Below are 24860 nucleotides of genomic sequence, written 5' to 3'. Positions count from 1 at the left end.
GTGGAAGGAAGAGACAGGCTCACCGCCCATTTCTACGAATGGGAGGTGCGGGGCCGGGGCTGGCAGTGCGCCGACTATCCCGTCGAGCTGGAGCCCCACTTTCACCCCTTTTTTAGGCATTACGTCCCGACACCCTATATTGATGACGGCAGGCGGCCGACCCTGCTGAGCCGCCTTGCGGACGTGTTCCGCGCGCCGCAGCCGATTCCCGACATTGCCGCAAGCGAGCCGCTACCAACGGAACCGTTTCCGTTTGTCGACCGGGACGACCTGGCAGGCTTTCGCGTCAGCTATGCCAGGTACAGCAAGCCCTCCGTTGAGCTGATGGAGCAGTGCCTCGTCATGCTGACAGGCATTACGGCACCCCTAAGCTTTGAGATCGTTGCCGACGGCAGCGCGGTTGCCATGCAGTTTGTCTGCCGACAGCGCTATGCCGCATTCCTCTATAGCCAGTTGAAAGCATTTTTGCCTGATATGGGCATAGTGCCAGTCGAGGTTGAGGATATAATCGATGACAGCTTGCCGTTGTATACCGTCGACTTCGGCCTGCAAGAGGAATACATGCGCCCGATTAATACCCTGCACGGGCACGCTGATAGCCTGGTCGGCTTGTGGGGAGTGGTGGAGCAGCTAAGGGGCAATGACAGGGTATTGCTGCAGGTGCTGTTTGCGCCGACGGTGAACCGCTGGGCTGACAGCATAGAGCGCGCCGTATCGGACGGCATCGGGGGCTCGTTCTTTCATGACGCGCCGGAGATGCCGGGACTTGCCCAGGAAAAGTGCGGCAGGCCCCTGTTTGCGGCTACGGTGCGTGCTGTCACGCAGGCGGCGACGCTTGACGAGGCGCACGAGCTGCTGCAGCACGTCGCCCATACCGTTGTCCGCGCCTCCACCGGTCCGCATAACGCCCTGGTGCCGTTGCCAAGCGACACGTACAGCTTTGAACAGCGTATAGATGACATCGAATTGCGCCAGTCACACCGAGTAGGGATGCTGTTAAACTCTCGCGAACTGGCAACATTGGTGCATTTGCCCGCAAGCACCGTGTCCAAAAAGCTGATTGGTTATAACCGTGCAACCAAAGCCGCACCGCTCCATTTAATCGATGTGCCGTATTGCATAGGAATGAACGAGCATCAGGGCATCGCCGAATCAGTCGGGCTGGACGAGCAACAACGCTTAAAGCACCTGCACCTCATTGGTGCCACCGGCACCGGGAAATCTACCTTGCTGCACTCCCTCATCATGCAAGACGTATCGAACGGCGAGGGACTGTGCGTCATTGATCCGCATGGCGACCTGATTGATAAAATTTTGACCAATGTCCCGGAAGAGCGGATTGAGGATGTGGTGTTGATCGACCCGGCAGACAGCGGGTATCCGATTGGCCTAAACATCCTCTCCGCTCATTCCGACCTTGAAAAGGAACTGCTGGCCTCGGACTTGGTGGCGCTGTTCAGGCGGTTCAGCACCTCATGGGGCGACCAGATGAACAGCGTATTCGCCAACGCCGTCAGTGCCTTTGTGTATAACAGCCGCGTTGGGACACTGGCCGACATGCGCAAGTTCTTTGTTGAGCAGTCATTTAGAAACACTATCCTTTCAACCTGCACCGACCCCGACATTGCGTACTACTGGCACAAGGAATATCCGCTTCTAAAGAGTTCCTCCATTGGCTCAATCCTCACCAGGCTTGACAGCTTCCTGCGGCCGAAAGTCATACGCAACATGGTCGCGCAGCAGCGGAGTTTGAACTTCCAGGACTTAATGGATACAAAAAAGATTGTATTGGTGAAGCTGTCGCAGGGACTGCTGGGCGAGGAAAACAGCTATCTACTGGGCGCGTTCATCGTGTCCAAGCTGCAACAAATCGCCATGGCCCGACAAGCGCAAAGTGCACAAGACCGTGTGCCGTTCTATTGCTACATAGATGAGTTTCAGCACTTCGTCACCCCCTCGATGAACAGCATTTTGTCAGGGGCGAGAAAATACGGCTTAGGATTGGTATTGGCGCATCAGGACATGCACCAGGTGCAGTCGCTTGATACGAATATTGCAAGTTCGCTGTTAGCCAATGCCGGGACGAGGGTTTGCTTCAAGTTGGGCGACACTGATGCCAAGCGATTGCAAGAAGGGTTCAGTGCCTTTGGTGCCGAGGACTTGCAGAATTTGGGCGTGGGAGAGGCCATTGTGCGAGTGAATACCAATGTGGATGATTTTAACATTGCGGTTAGTCCCTATACCGCACCCGACACCGAAAGTTACAAAGCACAGATTATAGAACATTCCCGCAGTCTATACAGTGTGCCTGTTGTGTCGATACAGTCGCCCGAAGTGCCAGTTGAGCCAATACCAGCGGCACCACCGCCACCGCCTGCACCAATACCAAAAGTTGTTGTACCTGCCACAGATACCCCGCACCCAAAAGAACTGCGGGAACACCGCTATCTGCAAACGTTCATCAAGAAGCTGGCCGAAGAACACGGCTACAAGGCCAACATGGAAGTCCGCACTCCGGACGGCCTGGGCCAAGTTGATGTGTTGCTCGAACGGGACGGTACGCACATTGCTATTGAAATATCCGTCACCACCTCTGCCGCTTGGGAACTGCACAACATCCAAAAGTGCCTCAATGCCGGATATGGGCAGATTGTTGTCTGCACCAATAGCCCGCCGAAAATACAACAGATACAACGCTTAGTCTTTAGCCAGTTGTCGGCCGCAGAGCAGCAGCGGGTGCAGGTATTGACGGCAGAGCAGATACCACAGCTCTTTATGCAATCGCCCAAGCAAGAAGCCACGACATTTAAGGGGTATAGGGTGAAGGTGCAGTACGGGCAGGGCGGGGGCAGTCAGAGCGAGATCATCCGGCGGATTATGCAGTCGGGAAAACGGTAGCAAGTCACTTATTGTAGGTATAGAACTTTTTGCCGCATTTGAAGCAATGGTACTTGCGCAAGGGCAGCCAGAACAACGCGTACTTTGGAAAGGGATCCCTTGGGACTCTTTGGATCGTGTCTGCCCCGCATCTTTTGCAGACGGGCTTTGCAAGCATCGGGCGTCGCGTGTCAGGGGTTTCAGGCGGCATGACAAAATACTGTTTAGTGCTGTTCCCGTAAATATACGATTATTTGCCTCCTGTTGCTAAAGTTTCATGGCTGTTTTGCCATTATTGCCAATTTTTCCAATAGGTAGCCCTTTGGTTGTAATATTTTCAAAAATGACGCCATGGCAACCCGCCGCAAGGCCTATGTTTCCAATAATTTCGCGGGCCTTATTTCAAGCGCGCTGGCACAGTTGCCGGGCGCGTCATCGGAAGAGTTCAGGAACGGGAAAAGGGACTGGGCTCCAGCAGCTCGAAGACGGGCATCTCGAGAAACTGCGCTATCGCGTAGAGTTCGGGTATAGAGGGCTGGCTGTAATTGGTGCACCACTTCGACACCGTCTGCTCGCTGACCTGCAGGTGGTCGGCCAGGGCCTTGCCCTTGATCCGTCTGAGGGCAAGCGATGCCTTTATGCGGTTGTACACGCGCTTTCCTTTTTCCATTTAGTAAAGATATACAGTTGCCAATTGGCATGCCCTTGCCTTAATTTGCCCTAAAATTTCATTTATTAAATTTTAGGGATATTTTTATCTTTGATACTTTATTTATTTCCCTTATGTTTAACAAAAAAAATAATTCAACATTTTCCCCACAGTTTAAGCAATACGCCATATGGGAGACAAATGCAACTCAGACGAAATGCACCAACAACAATACATTCACTTTCAAACCAACCACTCATCATGAAAAGAACACTTATTCTTCCATCCTGCATCCTGCTCCTGGCAACATCGCTGACTTCCTGCTTCGTCAACCGCTTCGACGTGGGAAGAGGGGCGCAGTCGAACATTGAAGTCCGCAAGACGAATGCCTACTTTGTCGCCGGTCTGGTCAAGGGCAAGGTTTCAAACCCGGCGCAGATGGCAAGCGGCGCAAGCGACTACAGCGTGACAATCGTTCACACCTTCTTCAACGGGTTCATCGGCCTCGTAACCGCAGGCATCTACACGCCGACCACCACAATCGTCAAAAAATAGCAGCATGAAAAAGACCGTAACACGAATTTTGATGATCGCCGCAGTTGCGTTTGCAACGTTCGGCTGCAAAAAGGGCGGCGAAAACGCAGGCCCCGCGCCCGCCGGGCAAAATGCGGGCCAGAAGACGGCACCCACCGTTCCGCTGATTGCCTTTCCCGTAACGAGCCTCACATACCCGCAGACCGCCGCGCCGTACGTCGCCGCCCACGACACGATTGTGGCCGGAGGAACCATCGTGGTAGACGGCGGCGCTGCCGTAACGGCGCGAGGCGTATGCTGGAGCACCTCCCCCAATCCCACGCTTGCCGGCAGTAAGACCGCGGACGGCGCGGGCATCGGAAGCTTTGTCAGCAGAATTGGCGGCCTCGCGGTGAACACCACCTACTACCTGAGGGCGTACGCCACCAACAGCGTCGGCACGGGATACAGCCCGCAGATAAGCCTGACCACCGCGTACGTCCCCGGGGAAAGCTACGGCGGGGGAATCATCTTCTATATCGACCAGACGACCCTGCACGGGCTGGTCAAGACAAAGCACGCGTTGCCCTCAACGGCCGCATGGGGCGCGGGGGTCGCAGGGGCATACAGCGTGTCCGACGGCTCGGACAACACGAGCAAGATCGTGCAGGCGCTTGGCGCGGGCAATGCCGCTGCGCTGTGCCGGGCGTGTCGGGACGGCGGCTACTCCGACTGGTTTCTTCCCGCCGTCAACCAACTGGTGCTGCTTGGACTGCCGCCCGACGGGGCGACCTACTGGTCTTCCACCGAGGCGGCCAACAACGCGTCCTGGGCATACGTCACCGCGCCTCCCTACGGAAACGCCTACGGAGGGGAGCCGAAGTCCGTCAAGCACGAGGTGCGCCCGATAAGGGCATTTTGAGCTCGATGCGCGGTAACGGGGTACGCAGTTAGGCAGCAGCTTCAAAACCGAGGCTACTGCCTAACTCCGAAAGTGTATGATTTTGAGATACGGCCGTAATAATTCTTTCAGCCATATAGCGGTTGAAAGCAGCTAATTTAGTCACGGTAAGAATAAGGCTATGCATAAAATCACAGCTGCGATTTTATTGAAACAGTTTTCTTACAAATCATTTGAATAATTAAAATATATATTTATTTTTACGATAACCTTTATTTTTTTTATTGCTTAAACGCCTGTATCACATGACATCCCTTATTCAACACGCCTCCCGAAATGACATTAAATGTCTTTATCGCTTGTCTTTTATAACTCAGCGTTTCAGTTTTCAATTCTAATATAACAACTATAACCCGTTTCGCTGTTTAATTATGGGCTTCCCATAACTACCGATACGTACAGGATAGTCACGCTTAAACCCTTATCGATTGTACCGACATGTTTATTTTCAAAAACCCACTGGGTCAACACCTCTATAAAAGGACCTTACTATTACTATTGTTTTTCGCCAATTGTGCACAGGCCCAAAACCTGCCTTCAATTATCCCGCCGTCGCCAAGCACGCAGCAATTTCAAAAGTATGTTGATTATCCGGTCGGCAGTTTCACCGGAATACCCGAAATTAATATCCCGCTATATACGATTAAAGAAGGGGATATTACCATTCCAATAACCTTAAATTATCACGCTTCGGGCACCAAACCTTCAGACGTCAGCGGCCTGGTCGGCCTGGGCTGGACATTAAGCCCATTCGGGAAAATATCACGGGAGATCCACGGCGTTCCTGATGAGCATGTCTCTCAGCCATCGCCATTTTATGATGAAACTCAACTGGCTGGAATGTACAACTGGCAAAGAGAAGATTATTTTGCGCAGATTGCAAATTTTGGGCTTGATACAGAACCCGATCTGTATACGTACAATTTCAACGGCCATGCCGGTAAATTTGTCTATAAGCCCGATCAATACACGGCATTGCTGCTCCCTTACGCGCCGATCAGCATTCACGGAAGCGGTTCAAGCAATATTAATGTGGTTGACGAAAAGGGTATTGCTTATGTTTTCTCGTCTTCTGAATATGTTTCGAACGGGCCATATGCTGCGTCTACTTCCGCCTGGGATATTTCACAGGTAACATCGGCAACAGACCCGACCAATATCATTCATTTCACCTCGATTGCGAGTCGCACGGAACGCCTGGATTCCCGCATGGATGAATTTATCGCGGATGATCATCCATCGGATCTGGTGGTTTCTTCAGCCTGTGGTGACTATTCAGTTTACGATGTAATGAACTACTATCCTACGTCTACGCCTTTTTACCATTTTGATGAAGTGATCTATGGGGTGTCGTCGCCGGGTAATATTGTTTTCCGGTCAGGCAAAGTTGTTTTCAGTCAATTCCCTACGGGGGATCCCTTACAGGGCATGGTCAGTAAAATGGAGGTTTTTGACAAAGACCAGGTATTGCAGCGATCAATTGAATTTATTTACCTGCATAAAGAACGTTATAAGGATATGCTTAAGCAGCTGAATTTTTATGACGCGAACCATACCCTGATCTATACGTACAAGCTTGACTATAATAATGAAAGCCATGTGATGCCTGATGTGGTCCATTCAGGTGTCGACCACTGGGGATATTATACGGGAGATTACCTGAACGAGACAGGTTCAGAGCTTCTGATACCCTACCATGTTTCCTATGACGAGCCGGGAAGACCGGGTGTGGACATCAATCCAATGAACGGGCCTGCAAGGGTAACAAAGGTTGCCTACATGAAAACTTACGTGCTTAATAAGATCACCTATCCTACCGGCGGTTATTCCGTTTATGATTTCGAGGCCAACCAGTATTCGGGTATTCCAAATTACTATGGAAGCGACGTGGGTGGGTTACGGATAAAATCGATCACCCATTACAGAGACGCATTCTCGACCATACCTGAGAAAAAAAGCTACAGCTATGGAACCGGCTATATGGATTTTGAACCGGGACATATAGAGGATTACTCTTATTCCCAGGAATTGGTAATCCCGGACTGGGATGTAAGCTACAGCGGGGGACACTACAGTGCAAAAAACTGGACCTTATTCAGGCGGAGGCATTATCGGAGCGAGCCTACATTTAATATTTGCCCGCACGGCAGTCCGGTGGTTTACCCAAATGTCAGCGAATATTATGACGGTCCCGATTATATTGGGAGCATCGCTTATGAATTTGATTATACACCTGCTCAAAAATATACCTTAAATACCAACGACACTTACACTTTTTACGGCGCGCTTAATCTATACAAACCTTATGTCGCCCCTATAAAAAACTGGAAGTCAGGAAATTTGATTTCAAAAACAATTTTCAGCAGCAATCACCTCGTAAGTCAATCTGTCTATCATTATACCGATACCCAATTCGCTGCCGACAATGTGAGGGGATTTATTATGGACCCTTTCGTGATTTATTTACCAACAGGTTGTGCAGGCCCTCCAAGCGGCGGCGGCCCGGAAGACAAGATTTTTCAGTATGTCGTGTCCGCCTTTAATCATGGTGATTATTATTATCAGAAAGAATATCATAATCTAACCAGCACAGACGAAATCATATATGATTCGCAGGGCTTAAATCCTTCAACAACTACCACTACTTTTGAATATGCGAACCTGACGCACAATCAGCCCACAAAAAAGACGGTAACAACCAGCATCAGTAACGATACCTATATCTCCGCATATAAGTATCCGCATGATTTTACCGGACAGGCAACTTACGACCTGATGATCAGTCCTGCCATTCATATGTGGTCGCCGGTCATCGAACAATTGAACTATAAGTACACAACTGCAAATAATACAACAAGCTTATTAAACGGTTTAAAAACCGATTATAAAACATGGAATGGCAACAATAATCAACTGTATCAATGGCAGGTTTGGACGAAAAAAGGCGCAGATCCTTATGAGTCCCTGCCGCGCACGCAGTTCTATGGTTATGACGATCACGGCAACGTAAAGAGTGTCGGCAAAACCGGTGCTCCGCCAATAAGTTATGTATGGGGCTATGACAAATCCCGTCCCGTTGCCCAGGCCACGGGTGCTCAAAGCAATGAAATTTATGCCAACAACCTGGAAGATGATACAGATTTCCCGGCAGGCGTCATCAAAGATGCCACTATCGCCCATACAGGTCATTATTCAGGGCATATCATTAATCCCGGCGGGACTGAGCAGTATTACCACGCCAATACGATTTTATCCATATCCCTCACAGGCACCAAAAGGTTTAAATATTCAGGCTGGTTCTACAGTGACGGGCCAAGCGTCGACTTCGTGTTGTTTATGAAACGGGCGGGCGAGTCGGCTTACTATTCCTACCTGGATGTGCAGAGCACCTCACAAACCGGGGGCTGGGTATATCTTGAAAACGAAGTTGATGTACCAGCAGATGTAACCCAATTAAACCTGCGGGTCGATAATAATGGCGGTGGCAACCTTTGGTTTGACGATCTTCGTATCAATCCCGCGGATGCCCAGATGACGACCTATACCTATGATCCATTGATCGGTATGACCAGTGCTACCGATCCAAAGAGTCAGGTCACCTTTTATGAATATGACAGCTTCCAGCGGCTGCGCTTTATCAAAGACCACGACCGGCATATCGTTAAGGCATTTTGCTATAACTATATGGGGCAGCAAACCGATTGCTTTGTGCCGCAGTTTACCCCGGCACCAACCGTTTATGCCCGGATAGAAACCAGCAATGTCACCTATAACAACAGCGGCGATTCCCAGTACAGTTACAGTTCATCTTATGCCGATGTCTATGTTCGTTTTTACAGCGATGCTCAATGCCAGCATGCGACCACCCTGTCCGCGGGAATGACCGTCACTATGGCCGACAATGTGGAATGGAGCGATGATTACGGCATCACCAGCGCCACCGTTAATAATGATTATAATGTTCCGTCCGGGGTATCGTCCTATTACCTCGGCAATCTGAACATATACGACAACGTGAGCTATTATGACAGCAGCTGGAACTGGCACTTTAATGATACCAACCACACTTACGTCATGGTCGCGCATGTCGGCAGTAATTACACACCTGAACCCTAAACCTAATAATGAAATACAGCTTATGAAACGCTACTATTTGTTAATATATATTCTGACATTGATCAACCTGGCCCAGGCGCAGCAGAAACCCTCAGCCAGGCAGCAGGATTCCATTACTCAGCAATTTGCCCGGAAGATGGGGATCAACAAGGACAAGGCGGCTAAAATACGGGCAGCCTATAATTATCGTCAGGAAGAACTCGTCAAACTGATGCGGGACACGACCATGAAACCGGCCCTGCGCCGCGAGCAGATCAACAAACTGATGGCCGAACGCAGGGAGCGGGTGAATGCGCTTGTAACTCCTGGGTTCAGGGACAGCCTGCGGCTGCGTTCCGGCGAGCCGGATGCACGGTTGGCGCAGCACCTGAAAGCCCAACAGGTTCAACAGCAGGCGAGGTTAAACGCTGTGCCTCATATCAGCCATCCGGGACTAAATAAAAGAGATACGCTGAGTAAACGGGATACCAAAGCAAGGACAAAACTGAACTAAAATGAAGAAGATTACGTTAAACCTATTTTTGATTTTAATGTTCGCCATAGCCTCGCCATTATTTTGCAGCGGTCAGTCCAGATACAGCCCGGTAATTATCGGGGCGCTGAATTGTACCAGCGTTTACGGCGACACCAAAAGCAACTTATCAGGCACCGGCAATAACTTAAACTATAGTAACTCCACAACCGGTCAGTTAAGCGATGATATCTGGTACCAGTTTACTGTGTCCAACACGGTACAGCTTACCCTATCAACCTGCGGATCAAACTTTGACACTTATCTGCATTTATTGGATGCCTCGTATGCGGAACTGGCTCATAACGACGACGACAACAGTGTGCATTGCAGCGGCTTGTCCTCAGAATCTTACCTGCAAATAACTATATCTCCTGGAACCTATTATGTGGTGACCGAGGGGTTTGGCTATGCAGCGGGCAATATCACATTAAGTTTAAGTACAAACCCGGTACCGGGAGGCGGTGATTGCGGTGACAGTAATAACGCATTGAATTTTATCCGGACATTTACGCCACGCAACCCCATCAGCGATATTGCAACTTTGCAAAGTCTGAGTGGTGATAAAAGCCAGGTTGAAACCAGCACCACTTATTTTGATGGATTAGGACGGCCCATGCAAATCGTACAAAAGCAAGGATCACCCGGTGGCAAAGACCTGATAACACCAATGGAGTATGACCGTTATGGGCGCGAAATTAAAAAGTACCTGCCCTATGTCACTTCGGCTACAGACGGCCAGTATAAAGCCGATCTCCAACAGGCAGGTTCGGGCGTTTACGATTTTTACAATCCCGGTGGCAGCGGAGTTTCAGGTCAGCAACTGACCACCGGCCTGTCGGCAGGCATTCCCCGTATCCCTACACCTTTCGCGCAAACCGAATTTGAAGATTCACCATTAGGAAGGCCGGTTAAGCAAGGTTCCCCCGGCGACCCCTGGCAACTGGCAGCAGGTCACGCGGTAATTCTTGCGTATAACACGAACGTATCCAACGAAGTAAGGTTGTGGCAATGCACCATTGGCGGCAGTGGGGCTTCCTGGAATAGTACCTACTATCAGCCGGGACAACTCGCCTCTACAAAAGTAACGGACGAAAACGGACATTACAGCATCCTATACAAGGACAAACAGGACCGTGTAGTTTGCAAGAAGGACCAGGGTACCTCTACCGATGCTGAAACCTACTATATCTATGATGACTACGGGAACCTGGCCTATGTAGTGCCGCCTATAGCCGATAATATTTATCCGTCCAGCTTTACCGAAACGTCTGGTGTGTTTACAGATTATATGTATGCCTATCACTATGATTACCGCAACCGCCTGATAGAAAAAAAGGTACCGGGAAAGGGTTGGGAATTTATTGTGTACAACACAATAGACCAGCCCACCTTTACACAGGATGCGGTACAGCGCGCTAAAAGCCCGCAGGAGTGGACTTATCTCCAGTATGATAACCAGGGACGGGTCGTCATGACAGGAATATGGACCTCAGGTAATGCAGGCGATGCGAGTATCGCCGCACCTGACCACTCCCTTCATCAAGCATTAATAACCTGGCAGGCGGGTCAAAGCACTTTATGGTTAACCCGCGACAATACTACCGCGACCGGCTATACCTATATAAACCCACAGGGCGGACCTGTTCTGACGGTTAATTATTATGATGATTATAATTTTGGCACCCCTTACGGTCTGTGGAGCGAGGTGACGGATTACAAAGGTCACCCTATCGGTTTACCAACGGCAACAAAAAGATCGGTGCTGAATGCTAATGGTACCTATGGCCCGATGTTGTGGACAGTAAACTGGTATGATCATCTGGGGCGCGCGGCGCAAACCTATCAGCAGCATTATTTCGGCACGGTTAACACGACCAATAATTACGAAACAACTATATTTAAGTACAATTTTGATAACCAGGTACAATCGCTGCACCGGCGTATGTTTACCTATAATAACGGGTTATCGGTCAGCATTAATAATAGTTATGATTACGACCATATGGGGCGTAAGAAACGCACCTGGCAGCAAACAGCTTACGGCGCTAATCCTTTGCCCAATAATTCTTTGCTGTTAAGCCAGTTGGAATACAATGAGGTAGGACAGCTGTATCATAAAAAATTACATAGTGCGATTGACGGAACCCAACCTTTTTTGCAGGATATTGTCTACAACTACAATGAAAGGGGCTGGCTGAAAAGCAGCACAGCTGATAAATTTGCGATGGAACTGCATTATAACGATGCTGTTGATGGTGCAACATCGTGGTATAACGGGAATATTGCCAACCAGTACTGGGGAACGTCCAGCGGTTTGAATAAGCATTTTACTTATTACTATGATGCGGCGAACCGCTTAACCCGAGCGCTTAACAGTGAAGGTTACCATGAGACGGGTTCAGGCGGCATCACCAGTGATATTGATTACGACAAGTTGGGTAATATACAGCATTTGAACAGGTATGACCCATTGAATGCGACCACCAGTTTTACCTATAACTACTTAGGAAACCAGGTAGCAATCATTTCAGGGTTAAGCGGCAACAGTTATCAATATGACGTCAAAGGAAACATGAAATATGACGTAAGGAACGGTACTTATATTGATTATAACCTGCTTGATTTACCCCGATATATGGCAGGCAAAAACCTAAGCTATACCTATGATGCTACAGGACAAAAACTAAGTAAATATAACGGCACTATCCTTACCGAGTACATCAACGGAATACAATATGAGAATGGTCAGCTGCTCTTTGTGCAAACCGATGAAGGCCGCGCCCTGCCAACGGGCACCGGGTTTAACTATGAGTATAACCTTATCGACCATTTGGGAAACAGCCGTGTCACTTTTGATACCAGCAGTGGTACAGCCAATGTTGTGCAAAAGAATGATTACTACGCGTTTGGTATGGAATTCAGCGATAATACAGCTACTTATCCTAAGAATAATTATCTGTATAATAAAAAGGAAAAACAAGATGAGACGGGTAATTACGATTACGGTGCACGTTTCTACGATCCGGTAATTGCAAGATGGGCAAATGTGGACATTCAATCTGAAAAGTATTCATCCGCAACTCCTTACTCCTACGTTGGCAATAACCCGATTACTGCTATAGATCCCAATGGGGAGGAAAAAATTGTTGTTACCGGGGGAGCGAATCAGCACCAAGACAAAGACAGCCCCTATAATCCAATGATGTTTGTAAATGCCGCTATGATTCAGTTGACCAATTACATTGCGAGTGTCAAAGGCACGGGTGAACAAGTTTCCTGGTTGGTTTATAACAATAACTATACCGACGCTCAAAAAGCGTCAATGAGTAAATTTGCAAAAGAAAATGGCGTCAACTTGCAATACGTAAATAGTGCAGATCAGGTAGTTAATTATATAAATACTAAAGATAATGTTGATACAGGACCAGCCTTTATGCCAAGTACCAGCTATGCGCGAATCTCAGATCAAATAACATCCTTATCATTTTTTTCACACGGTATGGGTGGACAAATTGCTTTAGGTTACTTAAATAAAGATCAAGACGCGGGCATGTTAACTTGGGGTAAAACAGAGAATTTGTCGTCATTGGCTTTTGCCAAAAATTCAGTGATTGATTTATTCTCGTGTAACTCTGCAATGCCTGGTGGCTATATGGGCAAAAATATGAGCATAACTGAAGCGTTGCGAATTGCAAATACGCGAGGCGGTATCGTGAGTGGTCTAACGCATGCTCTACCGCAAGTAACGGTAAATGGATTAATCGGCCAATATCAATATGGGCCTGTAAGAAAGGGGAAATTACCAGCACCAGGTCACACAGGAGGCGACTATAGTCCCTTAATTAATAACACCAAAGAATCATCATCAATACCAGTAACAGGACAAAATGGAAAAGTCGTTAAAAGTAATTAATCGTATTATCTTGTTGATAACATTATTAATAATGGAAGTAGGTTGTCATTCGGAAGCTAAAAAAGACGAAGTGCCTTCTGATACATTGAATTATGATGCTAAAAATACTCTAGGAATAAGGGTACAACATGGAGACTCGACGAGTATTAAATTATCGTATGGAGGCCCCAATGTGTTAACCGGCATTTCATATAACAAATCCAAAACGAATAGTTTCCAAATGAGCTTTGGGCCGAATTATTTTTCGTATCCGGCATATCTTTTAATACCACAGGCTTCCGGTAAGGACAATTCGATTGTTTATAGATTTGATGGCAGTGATGGAATGATAACAAGTATTCAACAATCGAAGGGAAATGGCTTCAATGGTCCATATTATCTTTTTGGAGAACAGGGTATTCTGAAAGTCTCTGGATTTTACAAAAACAACAGCTGTTCAGGAATCTGGAGAAAGTATGACATCAGCGGAAATATAATTCAAACAGTAAATGCCGATTCGCTAAAAACAGATGTTTTACAGTATTTTAAAATTTATTAAATTAGGCTGCCGTAAAAAATAAATGATAAATGGTATGACTTGAAAAAATCACCTCTTCACTTTTTTGAATGAAATTATGAGAATAAGAACAGATACTCCTTCCAGTTATTGATAACTAAAATTGATATTGGACACTACCTATCAATATGTGCTTCAGTGTCGGTATAATACGTTAAATGGTATTACACCTTCAAATACCGCAAAATATGACACTATGGAATATAAAGCAGTTGTTGACATAGGAAATAAATATATTGAGGAGTTAGGATTGCTTAAGTTTTCTGAAAACTTTCAAGGAGACCAGTATTTTGTAGCTCTTTGGACAGCACATATTATTTTTGATTATAAAAATGTCGATCCGGATTTGAAAGACGAGTGCATTAAAATCATTAAAGAGTATGCGAGTAATCTTCTCAGCCCTGATGTTTCGAGGGAGGAGTATGCATGGTTGTTAAAAAATCACTTCGCAGATTAATTTATCCTCTCCATTTAGCGCGAGTATAGAACCTCTAAATGGCGCGAAAATGCAGCGTAGTATATTTATCTACCCGCGGTATCCAGAAAGAAAAGTATTTTTGTATTGATTGAAAAATGATTTATAATTCACAAGCAGCTTTGAACGGTTAATAGCATTGCGAGAGGTAGCCTGCAATCCGATTTTAAGAAAACATTTAATGTCCACTCTCCAATAGGACAAATAAAAACACCCCTACATAGGGGTGTTTGCTTTTACACTATCGTAAACTTTCTCAATGAGCATTCTTGTTTCGGAAAGAGCGATAGGCTTGCCGCGCTCCCATCGTTTTGCGGCATCTTCCGAAATGCAGAGATGTGCAGCACATTTCCGAAAACTCCAACCATGCCAATAACGAATTTGCCTCAGCTTTCCCGCAAGCGTTTCCGTCTCGTGGGTAAACGGATAATAGCCCAGGTAGGCAATGATTTTGGGATAGTGCCGCACCCGTGGCTCGTACCTGTTTTTCTCCCAAAACGTAACCGTGTCTTCGCTTACGCCCAAAAGCTCCGCGACCTCTTTTTGAAATTGCCCTTGTTCTATTCGTTTCTTTCTGATATGTTCGCCCAATGTATTCGCAACATCGGGCGCCTTTACCGTGTAGACCATTTGGGGCTTTTTCGCTTTCTTTCGGGCTGGGAGAAATGTTCTCACAGGGATGCCCCTGCGGCTATTATAATCACCCTGAAAAAGAATGTGTCTGCCCGCCGGGAACGGTACAAAAGTACCTGAGCAAGATCTCCGGTCCGCTGCTTGACCGTATAGACCTGCACGTGGAAGTTACCCCGGTAAACTTTAATGAACTGGCATCCGATCGTTTAGCCGAGAAAAGTGAACTGATCCGCGACAGGGTAATTAAAGCCCGGGATGTACAAAGCCAACGCTTCGGCAACAAACCTGATCTGCATGCCAACGCGCAAATGAACCCGCAAATGGTACGCGATATCTGCAAGATCAATACCGCAGGCCAAACCCTGTTGAAAAAAGCGATGGAAAAACTGGGATTATCCGCACGTGCTTACGACCGTATCCTGAAAGTGGCCCGCACCATTGCCGATTTGGCCGGCAGCGAAGAAATATTGTTAGAGCATTTGGCCGAGGCCATCCACTTCAGAAGTTTGGATAGGGAAGGCTGGGCCGGGTAGTGATTAAGCCGAAACTTATACTTTTAACACATCGTACAATTGCACTTCTAAAAACAAGGCGATAAGGAAAAGCTTACTGATGGTCAATTCGGTAACTCCCCGCTCAATTTTACTGTAGGCATTTTGTGAGATTCCCAAATGGGTTGCTACGGCTTGTTGTGTAAACCGCTTCGTTTCGCGATAATATCTAATATTTGCCAGTAATTGCCTGATCACGTGGCTGTAATCAACATGATGTTTCATAGGGTTGAATATTTTCCCTATATAACTTTATAAATAATAAGTTGTTTGGCGCGGGCTTATAAATTATATTTATACCACAAACAAGTTACAATTTTAACGTATTAAATAATATTATTAAAATATTACGATATTTTAAATGCTGTGATCATTAAATCACTGGGTATATAAACAAAAATCCCCTGACACAATGCCAGGGGATTTCCCATTCTTAATCTTTTAGCTTTCGCCTTTCAGCTTTAACCTTATTTAGGCATTCTGCGCATCATGTTGGCCATAGCGGCGGGATTACTCATTTGCTTCATCACTTTACGCATATCTTCAAACTGTTTGATCAGGCGGTTCACTTCAGTGATATTAGTACCCGATCCTTTGGCTATGCGTGTGCGGCGGCTTTGATTAATGGCATCCGGATTTTCTTTTTCGTGCGGGGTCATGGATTGGATAATGGCTTCGATATTTTTAAAGGCATCGTCGCCAACTTCTACATCCTTCATCATTTTGCCTACGCCGGGTATCATCCCCATCAGATCCTTCATGTTGCCCATTTTTTTGATCTGCTGTATCTGGCTGTAAAAATCGTTAAAGTCGAACTTGTTCTTGCGGATCTTCTTTTGTAGCTCGGCAGCTTCTTTCTCGTCAAATTGCTGCTGGGCGCGTTCCACTAACGAAACCACGTCGCCCATGCCCAAAATACGCGAAGCCATACGATCGGGGTGGAAAACGTCCAGCGCTTCCATCTTCTCGCCCGTACCAATGAATTTAATCGGCTTGTTCACTACCGATTTGATAGACAGCGCAGCGCCACCACGGGTATCGCCATCCAGCTTGGTTAATACGGCGCCGGTAAAGTCAAGGCGGTCGTTAAACACTTTAGCGGTGTTCACAGCATCCTGACCGGTCATGGCATCTACCACAAATAAAATCTCGTGCGGGTTAACGGCTGCTTTTACCTGCTCAATTTCCACCATCATGGCTTCGTCTATCGCTAAACGGCCGGCTGTATCTATAATCACTACGTTATGGCCGTTCTGCTTAGCCAGCGCTACACCCTCGCGGGCAATAGCAATTGGGTCGGTCGATTCGCGATTGGCATAAACCGGGATCCCGATCTGTCCGCCCAATACCTCCAGCTGGTCAATAGCCGCGGGGCGATAAACGTCGCCGGCTACCAGTAAAGGCTTTTTGTTTTTCTGTGTTTTTAAAAAGTTAGCCAGCTTACCGCTGAAAGTGGTTTTACCCGCGCCGTTCAAACCCGCTATCAGGATAATGGTTAAGGGAGCAGTTAAGGCAACTTCGGCAGTTGTGCCGCCCATTAAAGCGGTCAGCTCATCGTTCATCACTTTGGTCAGCAACTGGCCGGGCGATATGCTGGTCAGTACATTCTGCCCAATGGCTTTCTGCCTTACATCATCGGTAAAAGCTTTGGCGGTTTTATAGTTAACGTCGGCATCCAGAAGGGCCTTGCGGATCTCCTTCATGGTTTCGGCTACGTTTATCTCGGTAATGGTTCCCTGTCCTTTCAGGACCTTAAACGCCCTGTCTAACTTATCTGAAAGATTTTCAAACATTATATATCAGTACTTTAGTATCAAAAATTTGCGGATACAAAGGTAGTTAATTAACCATAGATGACAAGCGGGATAAGCCGGTTATTTCAATATCATTCCTGCATCAAAAGCGCTGCCCACGGGCACTATTTGTTTGGCGATGTGTAATTGATGCCGCTCTATCCGGTCTATCTTATTTTTATTGACGATATAGGAACGGTGCACCCGCACAAAAATACTGGCGGGGAGTATAGTTAGGGCATCTGCCATGGTGAGGCGCGAGAGGATCTTTCGGCCGTCGGCCAGGATAAAGCTCATATAATTACCGCCGCCCTCCAGGTAAAGCAATTGATCAAAGCTGATCTTAATTTGCTCGTAGCCCGATTTAATAAAGATGCTATCCGTAACCGGCGCTTTGCTGCCCTGTTTTAATAAGAGCTGTTCATGCGCTTTATGGCAGGCCTTTAAAAAACGGGGATACGAAAATGGTTTCAGCAGGTAATCAATCGCGTTCAGCTCATAACTGGTTACGGCATGCTCGGCATAAGCCGTGGTGAAAATAATCAGCGGTTTATGCTGCAATCCTTCTGCCAGTTCAATACCCGAAATATCCGGCATTTTGATATCCAGGAACAGCAGGTCTACCGGCTCGCGCGCTATAAAATCAATCGCTTCAAAAGCATTGGTAAAATAAGCCACCACCTGCATAAACGGCACCCGCGCGGCATGCGAGCGGATCACTTCCAGCGCAAGGGGCTCATCATCAACAGCTATGGCTTTTATCATTACAAATACTTTTCAAGCTGGGCATACAAAGCGGCCTCTTCACTTGGGCGTTTGGCATCCACCTGCACTAACTTACCATTTTTATCAAAAATAAAGTAGGTTGGATAAAAACCGCGCCTGCCTTTATCTGGCTGCAGCTCTTCCCAAAACTTTTGGATCTCGGGATTGCTTTTACGCAGATGGGTACCCGTTAATTCATTCACCCTGATAAACGTTTGCCACTCGGCGTCTTTTACGTCATCATCCATATCCAGATAAACAAAGGCCACGTCCTTATCCTTAAAATGCGCTTTTAGCTGCGGGTTATAGCGCAATTCTTCCTTGCAGGGCCCGCACCAGGTACCCCATATATCCAGGTAAACCACTTTACCTTTCAGGGTGTTTACCACTTCGTAAATAGATTTTACCTTTTGGTAACCATCAAATACTTTAATGTTTCGGTTAGCGAGATTGGTGTTGTTCAGCAATGCCAGGGCATTCTTTTTTTCCTGCAAAAGCGCGGTGTACTTACTGTCAGGGAAATTAACTTTAAAATCGCGCATCAGTGGTTCAACCTGGGCCAGGTTCTTATTATGGCTTTGGGTCCATATAACCTGGGCCAGGTATTGCTCGCCTACGCGTTTACTAAAATTCAGGTTTAACAAATACCATTTCATATAAGGTTTTCCATTCAGCTTCACCAGTTTGGTAGCGCTGTCCAGACTTATTTTATACAACCCCAGGAAGGCTGCCTTACCACCCTCATCAGCAGGCCCGTACTTGGCAAACGCTTTACTGTCCAGGTAACTTAAATAACTATCGGCATAGTAATAATACATCGGTCCGGCCGGCCAAACATCAGGTTCGGGTTTAACGCCGTCAAAAATAGTTTGTATCAAATCGTTTATTTGAGTTTTGTCCACGTTCATAATTCCGCGCACAAAAGAATTCAGTTGCACATAGGCATTATACTTAATTTCCGAGCTGATCAACGACTTATCGTGTACAGATAAAGCACTTGCCTGCACCAGTTTGATATGCTGGTCGCGTGCAAGCAGCCAGGGCTTAATTACTTTTTCCTGCACTTCGGCATTGGTTAGCTTAGCATACGGACTGTTTTGACGGGTCCCATTTGAAAAGAACGGGATCTCGCTCAGTTTTACGTTGTATAACAACCGGTTCTCGGTTGCTGCCGTGCCGCCAAAGGTTTTAAACACACCACCGGTATCCAGTGTAACTGCCAGATTTTTACCCGGCGTTAGCAGCATAGTAAGGCTATGTCCATTATATTCCAGCAGGCCAAACTTCTGTGCGTTTAAAGGCAGGTTAACGCTGAAGTTGCCCTGGCGGTCGACGGGTATCTGCACATTGTTTTCCCGGTAATAGCCGTAAACAAAAGGGATGTTCAGGGTAATGGTATCGGCCTTGGCTAAGTGCTCAATTTTGCCGCTGAATTTAAACTGGGCAAAGGTGCCGAGTGTGGTTAAGAAGATACTTATGGTAATGATTGTTTTTTTCATGAGATGATAATTGATATACTGATTAAATTATTGTCCGCCGGAGTGTCGGCTTTCTTAAGCCCCTCTTTCCGCCAAAGGCGAAGAGAGGGTGGTCCAGCGTAGCGCAGACCGGGTGAGTCAACACCTACTTCAGGTACTTCTCCAATGCCGTTTTTAATGCCTCGCCCCGTAAACCCTGTGCAATGATCTTCCCCTGCGGGTCTATCAAAAAGTTTTGCGGCACAGCGCTTACGGCATATAGTTTCACCGCCTCGTTTTGCCAGCCTTTCAGGTCGCTTACATGGTCCCAGGTAAGTTTGTCGTCCTTTATGGCTTTAAGCCAGGCTGTTTTATCCTCGTCAAGCGATACGCCTAAAATACTGAAGTTTTTGTTTTTATACAGATCGTAAACAGCCACCAGGTTAGGGTTTTCGGCCCGGCAGGGGCCGCACCACGATGCCCAAAAATCTATTAGTACATATTTGCCTTTATAACTATCCAGCGAAAGCGGCTTCCCTTTAACATCATTTTGTGCGAATATCGGGGCGGCCTGACCCGTCATAGATGCCCGTATGCCCCTTACCTGTTCGGCAATACTTTTAAGAAAGCGGGTGTTTTGCAATAGCGGGTCGAACAGGTGATAAACAGAATCTAACTGGTCAACAGGTAAGCTGCGCAGGTTGCTGTAAGCAACAAAAGCGCCTACAATGTTTTGCGTATTCTCACCTACAAATTGCAGGGCCACGTCGTTTTCAATTTGGTTAACACGTGCCACCACCGCGCTGTAGATTTTCTTTTCACCGGCAGTTTTACCTTCCACATACGACGAGTCGATGGCCATGCGCGCCACCCTAACCAGCGGGTTAAACCGCTTGCGGTATTCCAGGTAAGCTAAATTGGTTTTGTTTTGCTGTAACTTGTAGTTCAGCATACGCTTTTTAAAATCGCATTCAACCGTAATTTCACCACCTTCGATAAACATGTCCTGCTTTACATATTTGCGCGGATGCAGCTTATCTTGCAAAACAATGGTATACATATCAGGATGGGTTAACCGCCCCTGTAGTTCAAAATATCCGGAACGGGCGGTTAAGGTATCTATTTTGCCCATGCCATTACTGAACATGATATTCAGGCTGTCGGCCATAGTAGTATGCCCTTTCAGTACAAAATTTTGTGCCTGCCCGCGGGTAAATGCCAATGCCAGCAGGATGATGAAGTATATTTTTTTCATGATATTATTGTGGTTTTTGTGTGTTCAATGTGATAGATAGATGGATAAAAAACTCTTTGGCATTCTGCCTGATCATCAGCTCGTGCTTTTGCGGGTAAAGCAGTTGCAGGCGTTGCTTCACATTATCCAGCCCGGTGCCTGATTGATAACGCTCCGGGTCGTTAAGGTTTACCGGGTGGATGCTGTTGTGCACATCTAAATGCAGTACGTTTTCGGTTTTATACAGGTTAACGTTGATCCATGACCGCGCCTGCAGACTGATGCCATGTTTGTAAGCATTTTCCACAAAAGGGATCAGCAGCATAGGGGCAATCTCGTAATAGCCAATAATCTCCTCAATTTGTATCTCGATGCTGATCTCGGGCGATAAGGCCAGCCGCATATTTTGCAGGTCGATATAGTTATGCAGATAATCCAGTTCTCGGCTCAGGGCAATTTTATCCTGGTTATTCTCATGCAGCATAAAGCGCATCATATCGCCCAGCTTTTGGATGCCCTCGCCGGTTTTATCGGCCTTTTCCATCAGGGCGGTACCGTATAAGGTATTCAGCGCGTTAAATAAAAAGTGCGGGTTAATTTGCGATCGCAGGTATTGCAGGTTGGCGCTGGTGGTACCCAGTTCGGTTTTCAAACCGGATAATTCGGCACTGCGTTCTTTACGTAAATTATAAATATGAAGGCATATGGGGATAATAACGGCCATTTGCAACAGCCAGAAAAGGAGGAAAAGCTCGGCAGAAACAAATAGGCTGCCACCCCTTGTGCACCTTGTGGTATAGATCCCGTTAAGGGGGATATTAATAACAAGGGTAGTTAAAACAACCCGCGCCCAAAACGATACATTATCAACCCGCTGATAGTATTGCGGTATTAACCAATATAAACCCGCCAGGTACACCAAAAATATGCAGGGCAGCATCAGCATTACAAATATGCTTACGCCCCAATAGGCCTGCAAAAACAGGCAGGTTACCAGGCATATCCCCCATAGTAATATAAACCAAACCACTTCGGTAGCCATGGTGTTTTGTTTCCACGATTGCTTTAACTGGTCGCGGGTGAGCACCCATATGGCTATGTGTTTAAACGCCTGGTAAATAAGCAGTATTATATAAATACCCAGGCTTGTACCAAACTCGTTGTACAGATCGTTACCCGCGTTGGTTTTGTAAGGCTTTGCTATAAAATCGCCCAAAAACAAGAGCAGCCATAGCACCATCCAGCCAATGATAAGGCTGATGCCCGCCCTGCCCCACTGCCGTTTAACAATAAACCTGTCGGGCAACGAACAAGCCACCCATATAAACGATATGTACAGCGAAAAGTAAGTTAAAGCTAATGAGGCTAAGCGGTTGTAGCGGTAAGCATCGCCCGTGGGGTGCCAGCCGCTGAGGTACCGGTTAAGGTCGCCCAGTAAACTATAAAGCGCTACAACCAGCACAATGGTCACTACGGTTATTTCTATGTTCCTGTATTTCATGGTACAAGCATACCGCCATTACTACTCAACAAAAAATAAATGTGACGAAGGGCTTAAAAAATGTGATGAGCTGGCCTGCTGTATTTTATTTACCTTTATATCAAATGAAAAGATTTGTCATCCTCGCTTTGCTGTTCCTTGCCGCCTGCCGAAACAAGCCGGCCAATCCCGTCAGTATTATGGTTGATAAAACCAGGCATATGGTAAAGGTGTCCGGCCTTACTGAAACCACCCTTAACGGGATTAAGCGGGATAGTTTACCGATGGAAACCTTGCAGAGCCTATTCCCTGTTTTTGCCATGCCGGCCGACACCGATATGCGCAATTACCAGCAACCCATGAAAGGAAAGTACCAGATAACTGCAAAAGAGATAGCCTTTATCCCCGATACCCTTTTTAAACCCGGGCAAACCTATTTTGCACGTTACTACAGGTACGATGAGCAAATAACCAGCATGGACCTGGTGCTGCACCGCCGCGAAACCGGGAAACCAACCTATACCGAATTGATTTTTAAGTATTAAGAAATTGGAATAATAAAAAATTCACTATATTTGCATTTAATACAGGAGAGGGGGCTATAGTCCCCTCTTTTATTTTGCCGATTTAGCGGTTATGGATATAGAAAAAAAAATAAGGGAACTGGCCGAAGAAAAGATTGCCGAGATTGAAAGGCCGGATATTTTTGTGGTGGATGTAAGGTTTAACCCGGTTGGCCGTCACGCCGTTATTTTACTGGATGGCGACCGCGGGGCGGGCATTGACGAGTGCGCGCAGGTAAGCCGCTATGTAGGCTTTAAGCTGGAAGAGGAGAACGTGATAGAAGAAGCATATAACCTGGAAGTATCATCGCCGGGTATTGATACGCCGCTGATGCTGGTAAGGCAATACACTAAAAACATTGGCCGCACAGTAGCCGTAAAAATGGCTGATGGCATTAAAAAAGAAGGTAAACTGCTGGCGGTGAATGCAGCAAATATTGTAATAGAAGAACAAATAAAAGAAAAAGGGAAAAAGGCCGCTATTGCCGAGGCTATTATCCCGATGGATCAGATAATGGAAATCAAAGTTTTAATATCATTCAAATAAAATGAGCAATATTAATTTAATTGAGTCTTTTCAGGAGTTTAAAGACTTTAAAAACATCGACCGTCCAACGATGATGAGTGTGCTTGAAGATGTTTTCAGGAGCATGATCAGGAAAAAATATGGCACGGATGAGAATTGCGACGTAATTGTTAACACAGATAATGGTGACCTCGAGATCTGGCGCACGCGCGTGGTTATGGAAGACGGATTTAGTGAAGATGACGACCTGGAGATTGAACTGGCTGAAGCTAAAACCCTTGATCCCGACCTGGAAGTTGGCGACGAATATGTAGAGCTGATCACCCTGGAAAGCTTTGGCCGCCGCGCTATCCTGGCTGCACGCCAAACCCTGGTATCTAAAATTTTAGAATTAGAGAAAGACGAGATCTTTAAAAAATATAAAGATCGTGTGGGCGAAGTAGTAAGCGGCGAAGTTTACCAGGTTTGGAAAAAGGAAACTTTGGTGCTGGATGATGAAGGCAACGAGCTATTGTTACCAAAAACCGAACAGATCCCGGCCGATTACTTTAAAAAAGGCGACCATGTAAAAGCGGTGGTATATAAGGTTGATATGCTGAACAGCAATCCAAAGATCATTATATCGCGTACTGCCCCCGAGTTTTTACAACGCTTGTTTGAACAGGAAGTACCCGAAATTTTTGACGGTTTGATCACCATCAAAAAGATCGTCCGCGAACCGGGCGAGCGTGCCAAGGTAGCTGTAGAATCGTACGATGACCGTATCGATCCGGTAGGCGCCTGCGTAGGTATGAAAGGCTCACGCATCCATGGCATCGTTCGCGAATTAAAGAACGAGAATATCGATGTAATAAACTATACCAACAATATTCAGTTATATATCCAGCGCGCATTATCGCCGGCTAAAATCACGTCCATTAAACTGGATGATGAAAAGAAAACCGCGGCCGTGTATTTAAAACCCGACCAGGTATCATTAGCCATCGGCCGTGGCGGGCACAACATTAAACTGGCCGGCAAGTTAACCGGTTACGAAATTGATGTTTACCGCGAAGCAGGTGAGAACGAAGAGGATGTGGATATTGAAGAATTTTCAGACGAAATTGAAGATTGGATCATTGACGAATTTAAACGCATTGGGTTGGATACAGCAAAATCTGTACTGGCACTTAGCGTTGGCGAATTGGTTAAACGTACCGACCTGGAAGAAGAAACCATTAAGGATGTGTTATCAATTCTGCAGGCCGAGTTTGAATAACAATGATTACCAATTAAAAAATCGTA

The 24860-nt window shown here is 46.7% G+C and carries 19 protein-coding genes and 1 pseudogene; 12 read left to right on the top strand and 8 right to left on the bottom strand.

What is annotated here, in order from left to right:
• On the top strand, positions 1–2898 hold the full coding sequence (locus tag AC07M6_RS06890; RefSeq protein WP_494888253.1) for a type IV secretory system conjugative DNA transfer family protein: 2898 nt from the start codon (positions 1–3) through the stop codon (positions 2896–2898).
• Positions 2899–3322: 424 nt separating this feature from the next.
• Here the strand turns inward: AC07M6_RS06890 and AC07M6_RS06885 are convergent, their stop codons facing one another.
• Complete coding sequence (locus AC07M6_RS06885) at positions 3323–3547, bottom strand: helix-turn-helix transcriptional regulator (RefSeq protein WP_494888252.1); 225 nt, start codon at positions 3545–3547, stop codon at positions 3323–3325.
• A gap of 240 nt (positions 3548–3787) precedes the next feature.
• Between AC07M6_RS06885 and AC07M6_RS06880 the strand changes: the two genes are divergently transcribed.
• The 7 genes from AC07M6_RS06880 (at position 3788) to AC07M6_RS06850 (ending at position 14556) form a co-directional block, all read left to right on the top strand.
• A complete protein-coding gene (locus tag AC07M6_RS06880) occupies positions 3788–4081 on the top strand; it encodes a Bor/Iss family lipoprotein (protein WP_494888251.1) in 294 nt (97 codons plus the stop codon).
• Positions 4082–4085: 4 nt separating this feature from the next.
• Complete coding sequence (locus AC07M6_RS06875) at positions 4086–4961, top strand: Lcl C-terminal domain-containing protein (RefSeq protein WP_494888250.1); 876 nt, start codon at positions 4086–4088, stop codon at positions 4959–4961.
• A 477-nt stretch (positions 4962–5438) separates the two neighbouring features.
• Entirely contained in the window at positions 5439–9116 is a 3678-nt protein-coding gene (locus AC07M6_RS06870; protein ID WP_494888249.1) for a hypothetical protein, read from the top strand.
• A gap of 22 nt (positions 9117–9138) precedes the next feature.
• The gene (locus AC07M6_RS06865) at positions 9139–9609 is read left to right on the top strand and encodes a hypothetical protein (RefSeq protein WP_494888248.1); all 471 of its coding nucleotides are present in this window, start codon (positions 9139–9141) and stop codon (positions 9607–9609) included.
• Between the two features lies 1 nt (position 9610).
• Positions 9611–13543 carry a DUF6443 domain-containing protein gene (locus AC07M6_RS06860; protein ID WP_494888247.1) on the top strand — a complete coding sequence of 1311 codons (3933 nt, stop codon included), beginning with the start codon at positions 9611–9613 and terminating at the stop codon, positions 13541–13543.
• A complete protein-coding gene (locus AC07M6_RS06855) occupies positions 13518–14081 on the top strand; it encodes a toxin-antitoxin system YwqK family antitoxin (RefSeq protein ID WP_494888246.1) in 564 nt (187 codons plus the stop codon). Before AC07M6_RS06860 ends, AC07M6_RS06855 begins: the two co-directional genes overlap by 26 nt.
• Before the next feature lie 214 nt (positions 14082–14295).
• Complete coding sequence (locus AC07M6_RS06850) at positions 14296–14556, top strand: hypothetical protein (RefSeq protein ID WP_494888245.1); 261 nt, start codon at positions 14296–14298, stop codon at positions 14554–14556.
• Positions 14557–14790: 234 nt separating this feature from the next.
• Here the strand turns inward: AC07M6_RS06850 and AC07M6_RS06845 are convergent, their stop codons facing one another.
• A complete protein-coding gene (locus AC07M6_RS06845; protein ID WP_494888244.1) occupies positions 14791–15249 on the bottom strand; it encodes a helix-turn-helix domain-containing protein in 459 nt (152 codons plus the stop codon).
• Positions 15250–15254: 5 nt separating this feature from the next.
• Between AC07M6_RS06845 and AC07M6_RS06840 the strand changes: the two are divergent.
• Positions 15255–15740 (top strand): annotated as a pseudogene (locus tag AC07M6_RS06840) (magnesium chelatase subunit ChlI family protein); the annotation flags it as partial.
• Positions 15741–15755: 15 nt separating this feature from the next.
• Here AC07M6_RS06840 and AC07M6_RS06835 read toward each other — a convergent pair.
• From AC07M6_RS06835 to AC07M6_RS06810, 6 genes are all read right to left on the bottom strand, one after another.
• Positions 15756–15983: a helix-turn-helix domain-containing protein gene (locus AC07M6_RS06835; RefSeq protein ID WP_494888243.1), complete on the bottom strand. Its 228-nt coding sequence runs from the start codon at positions 15981–15983 to the stop codon at positions 15756–15758.
• 242 nt (positions 15984–16225) lie between these two features.
• Positions 16226–17551 carry a signal recognition particle protein gene (gene ffh / locus AC07M6_RS06830; protein WP_494888242.1) on the bottom strand — a complete coding sequence of 442 codons (1326 nt, stop codon included), beginning with the start codon at positions 17549–17551 and terminating at the stop codon, positions 16226–16228.
• An 81-nt stretch (positions 17552–17632) separates the two neighbouring features.
• Positions 17633–18316, bottom strand: coding sequence for a LytR/AlgR family response regulator transcription factor (locus AC07M6_RS06825; protein ID WP_494888241.1), 684 nt, complete (start codon positions 18314–18316; stop codon positions 17633–17635).
• On the bottom strand, positions 18316–19815 hold the full coding sequence (locus AC07M6_RS06820) for a TlpA family protein disulfide reductase (RefSeq protein ID WP_494888240.1): 1500 nt from the start codon (positions 19813–19815) through the stop codon (positions 18316–18318). The genes AC07M6_RS06825 and AC07M6_RS06820 overlap by 1 nt, the downstream gene beginning before the upstream one ends.
• Positions 19816–19939: 124 nt before the next feature.
• Positions 19940–21028, bottom strand: coding sequence for a redoxin domain-containing protein (locus tag AC07M6_RS06815; RefSeq protein WP_494888239.1), 1089 nt, complete (start codon positions 21026–21028; stop codon positions 19940–19942).
• Between the two features lie 4 nt (positions 21029–21032).
• Positions 21033–22508 carry a sensor histidine kinase gene (locus AC07M6_RS06810; protein ID WP_494888238.1) on the bottom strand — a complete coding sequence of 492 codons (1476 nt, stop codon included), beginning with the start codon at positions 22506–22508 and terminating at the stop codon, positions 21033–21035.
• Positions 22509–22612: 104 nt separating this feature from the next.
• Between AC07M6_RS06810 and AC07M6_RS06805 the strand changes: the two genes are divergently transcribed.
• From AC07M6_RS06805 to nusA, 3 genes are all read left to right on the top strand, one after another.
• On the top strand, positions 22613–23032 hold the full coding sequence (locus tag AC07M6_RS06805; protein WP_494888237.1) for a hypothetical protein: 420 nt from the start codon (positions 22613–22615) through the stop codon (positions 23030–23032).
• 91 nt (positions 23033–23123) lie between these two features.
• Entirely contained in the window at positions 23124–23597 is a 474-nt protein-coding gene (gene rimP, locus AC07M6_RS06800; protein ID WP_494888236.1) for a ribosome maturation factor RimP, read from the top strand.
• Position 23598: 1 nt separating this feature from the next.
• The gene (gene nusA / locus AC07M6_RS06795; RefSeq protein ID WP_494888235.1) at positions 23599–24834 is read left to right on the top strand and encodes a transcription termination factor NusA; all 1236 of its coding nucleotides are present in this window, start codon (positions 23599–23601) and stop codon (positions 24832–24834) included.
• Positions 24835–24860 lie beyond the last annotated feature (26 nt).

It is taken from the genome of Mucilaginibacter sp. GW821-FHT07H05 (genome assembly GCF_059418485.1).
The sequence above is the reverse complement of the archived record's forward strand: the minus strand, read 5'-3'. Positions and strand labels throughout refer to the sequence as shown.

Excerpts from the sequence above, each read along its gene's own strand:
- nusA (WP_494888235.1), top strand. The coding sequence starts at position 23,599 with ATGAGCAATATTAATTTAATTGAGTCTTTTCAGGAGTTTAAAGACTTT.
- AC07M6_RS06855 (WP_494888246.1), top strand. The coding sequence starts at position 13,518 with ATGGAAAAGTCGTTAAAAGTAATTAATCGTATTATCTTGTTGATAACA.
- rimP (WP_494888236.1), top strand. The coding sequence starts at position 23,124 with ATGGATATAGAAAAAAAAATAAGGGAACTGGCCGAAGAAAAGATTGCC.
- AC07M6_RS06805 (WP_494888237.1), top strand. The coding sequence starts at position 22,613 with ATGAAAAGATTTGTCATCCTCGCTTTGCTGTTCCTTGCCGCCTGCCGA.
- ffh (WP_494888242.1), bottom strand. The coding sequence starts at position 17,551 with ATGTTTGAAAATCTTTCAGATAAGTTAGACAGGGCGTTTAAGGTCCTG.
- AC07M6_RS06815 (WP_494888239.1), bottom strand. The coding sequence starts at position 21,028 with ATGAAAAAAATATACTTCATCATCCTGCTGGCATTGGCATTTACCCGC.
- AC07M6_RS06880 (WP_494888251.1), top strand. The coding sequence starts at position 3,788 with ATGAAAAGAACACTTATTCTTCCATCCTGCATCCTGCTCCTGGCAACA.
- AC07M6_RS06810 (WP_494888238.1), bottom strand. The coding sequence starts at position 22,508 with ATGAAATACAGGAACATAGAAATAACCGTAGTGACCATTGTGCTGGTT.
- AC07M6_RS06860 (WP_494888247.1), top strand. The coding sequence starts at position 9,611 with ATGAAGAAGATTACGTTAAACCTATTTTTGATTTTAATGTTCGCCATA.
- AC07M6_RS06850 (WP_494888245.1), top strand. The coding sequence starts at position 14,296 with ATGGAATATAAAGCAGTTGTTGACATAGGAAATAAATATATTGAGGAG.
- AC07M6_RS06835 (WP_494888243.1), bottom strand. The coding sequence starts at position 15,983 with ATGAAACATCATGTTGATTACAGCCACGTGATCAGGCAATTACTGGCA.
- AC07M6_RS06865 (WP_494888248.1), top strand. The coding sequence starts at position 9,139 with ATGAAACGCTACTATTTGTTAATATATATTCTGACATTGATCAACCTG.
- AC07M6_RS06820 (WP_494888240.1), bottom strand. The coding sequence starts at position 19,815 with ATGAAAAAAACAATCATTACCATAAGTATCTTCTTAACCACACTCGGC.
- AC07M6_RS06825 (WP_494888241.1), bottom strand. The coding sequence starts at position 18,316 with ATGATAAAAGCCATAGCTGTTGATGATGAGCCCCTTGCGCTGGAAGTG.
- AC07M6_RS06885 (WP_494888252.1), bottom strand. The coding sequence starts at position 3,547 with ATGGAAAAAGGAAAGCGCGTGTACAACCGCATAAAGGCATCGCTTGCC.
- AC07M6_RS06875 (WP_494888250.1), top strand. The coding sequence starts at position 4,086 with ATGAAAAAGACCGTAACACGAATTTTGATGATCGCCGCAGTTGCGTTT.
- AC07M6_RS06870 (WP_494888249.1), top strand. The coding sequence starts at position 5,439 with ATGTTTATTTTCAAAAACCCACTGGGTCAACACCTCTATAAAAGGACC.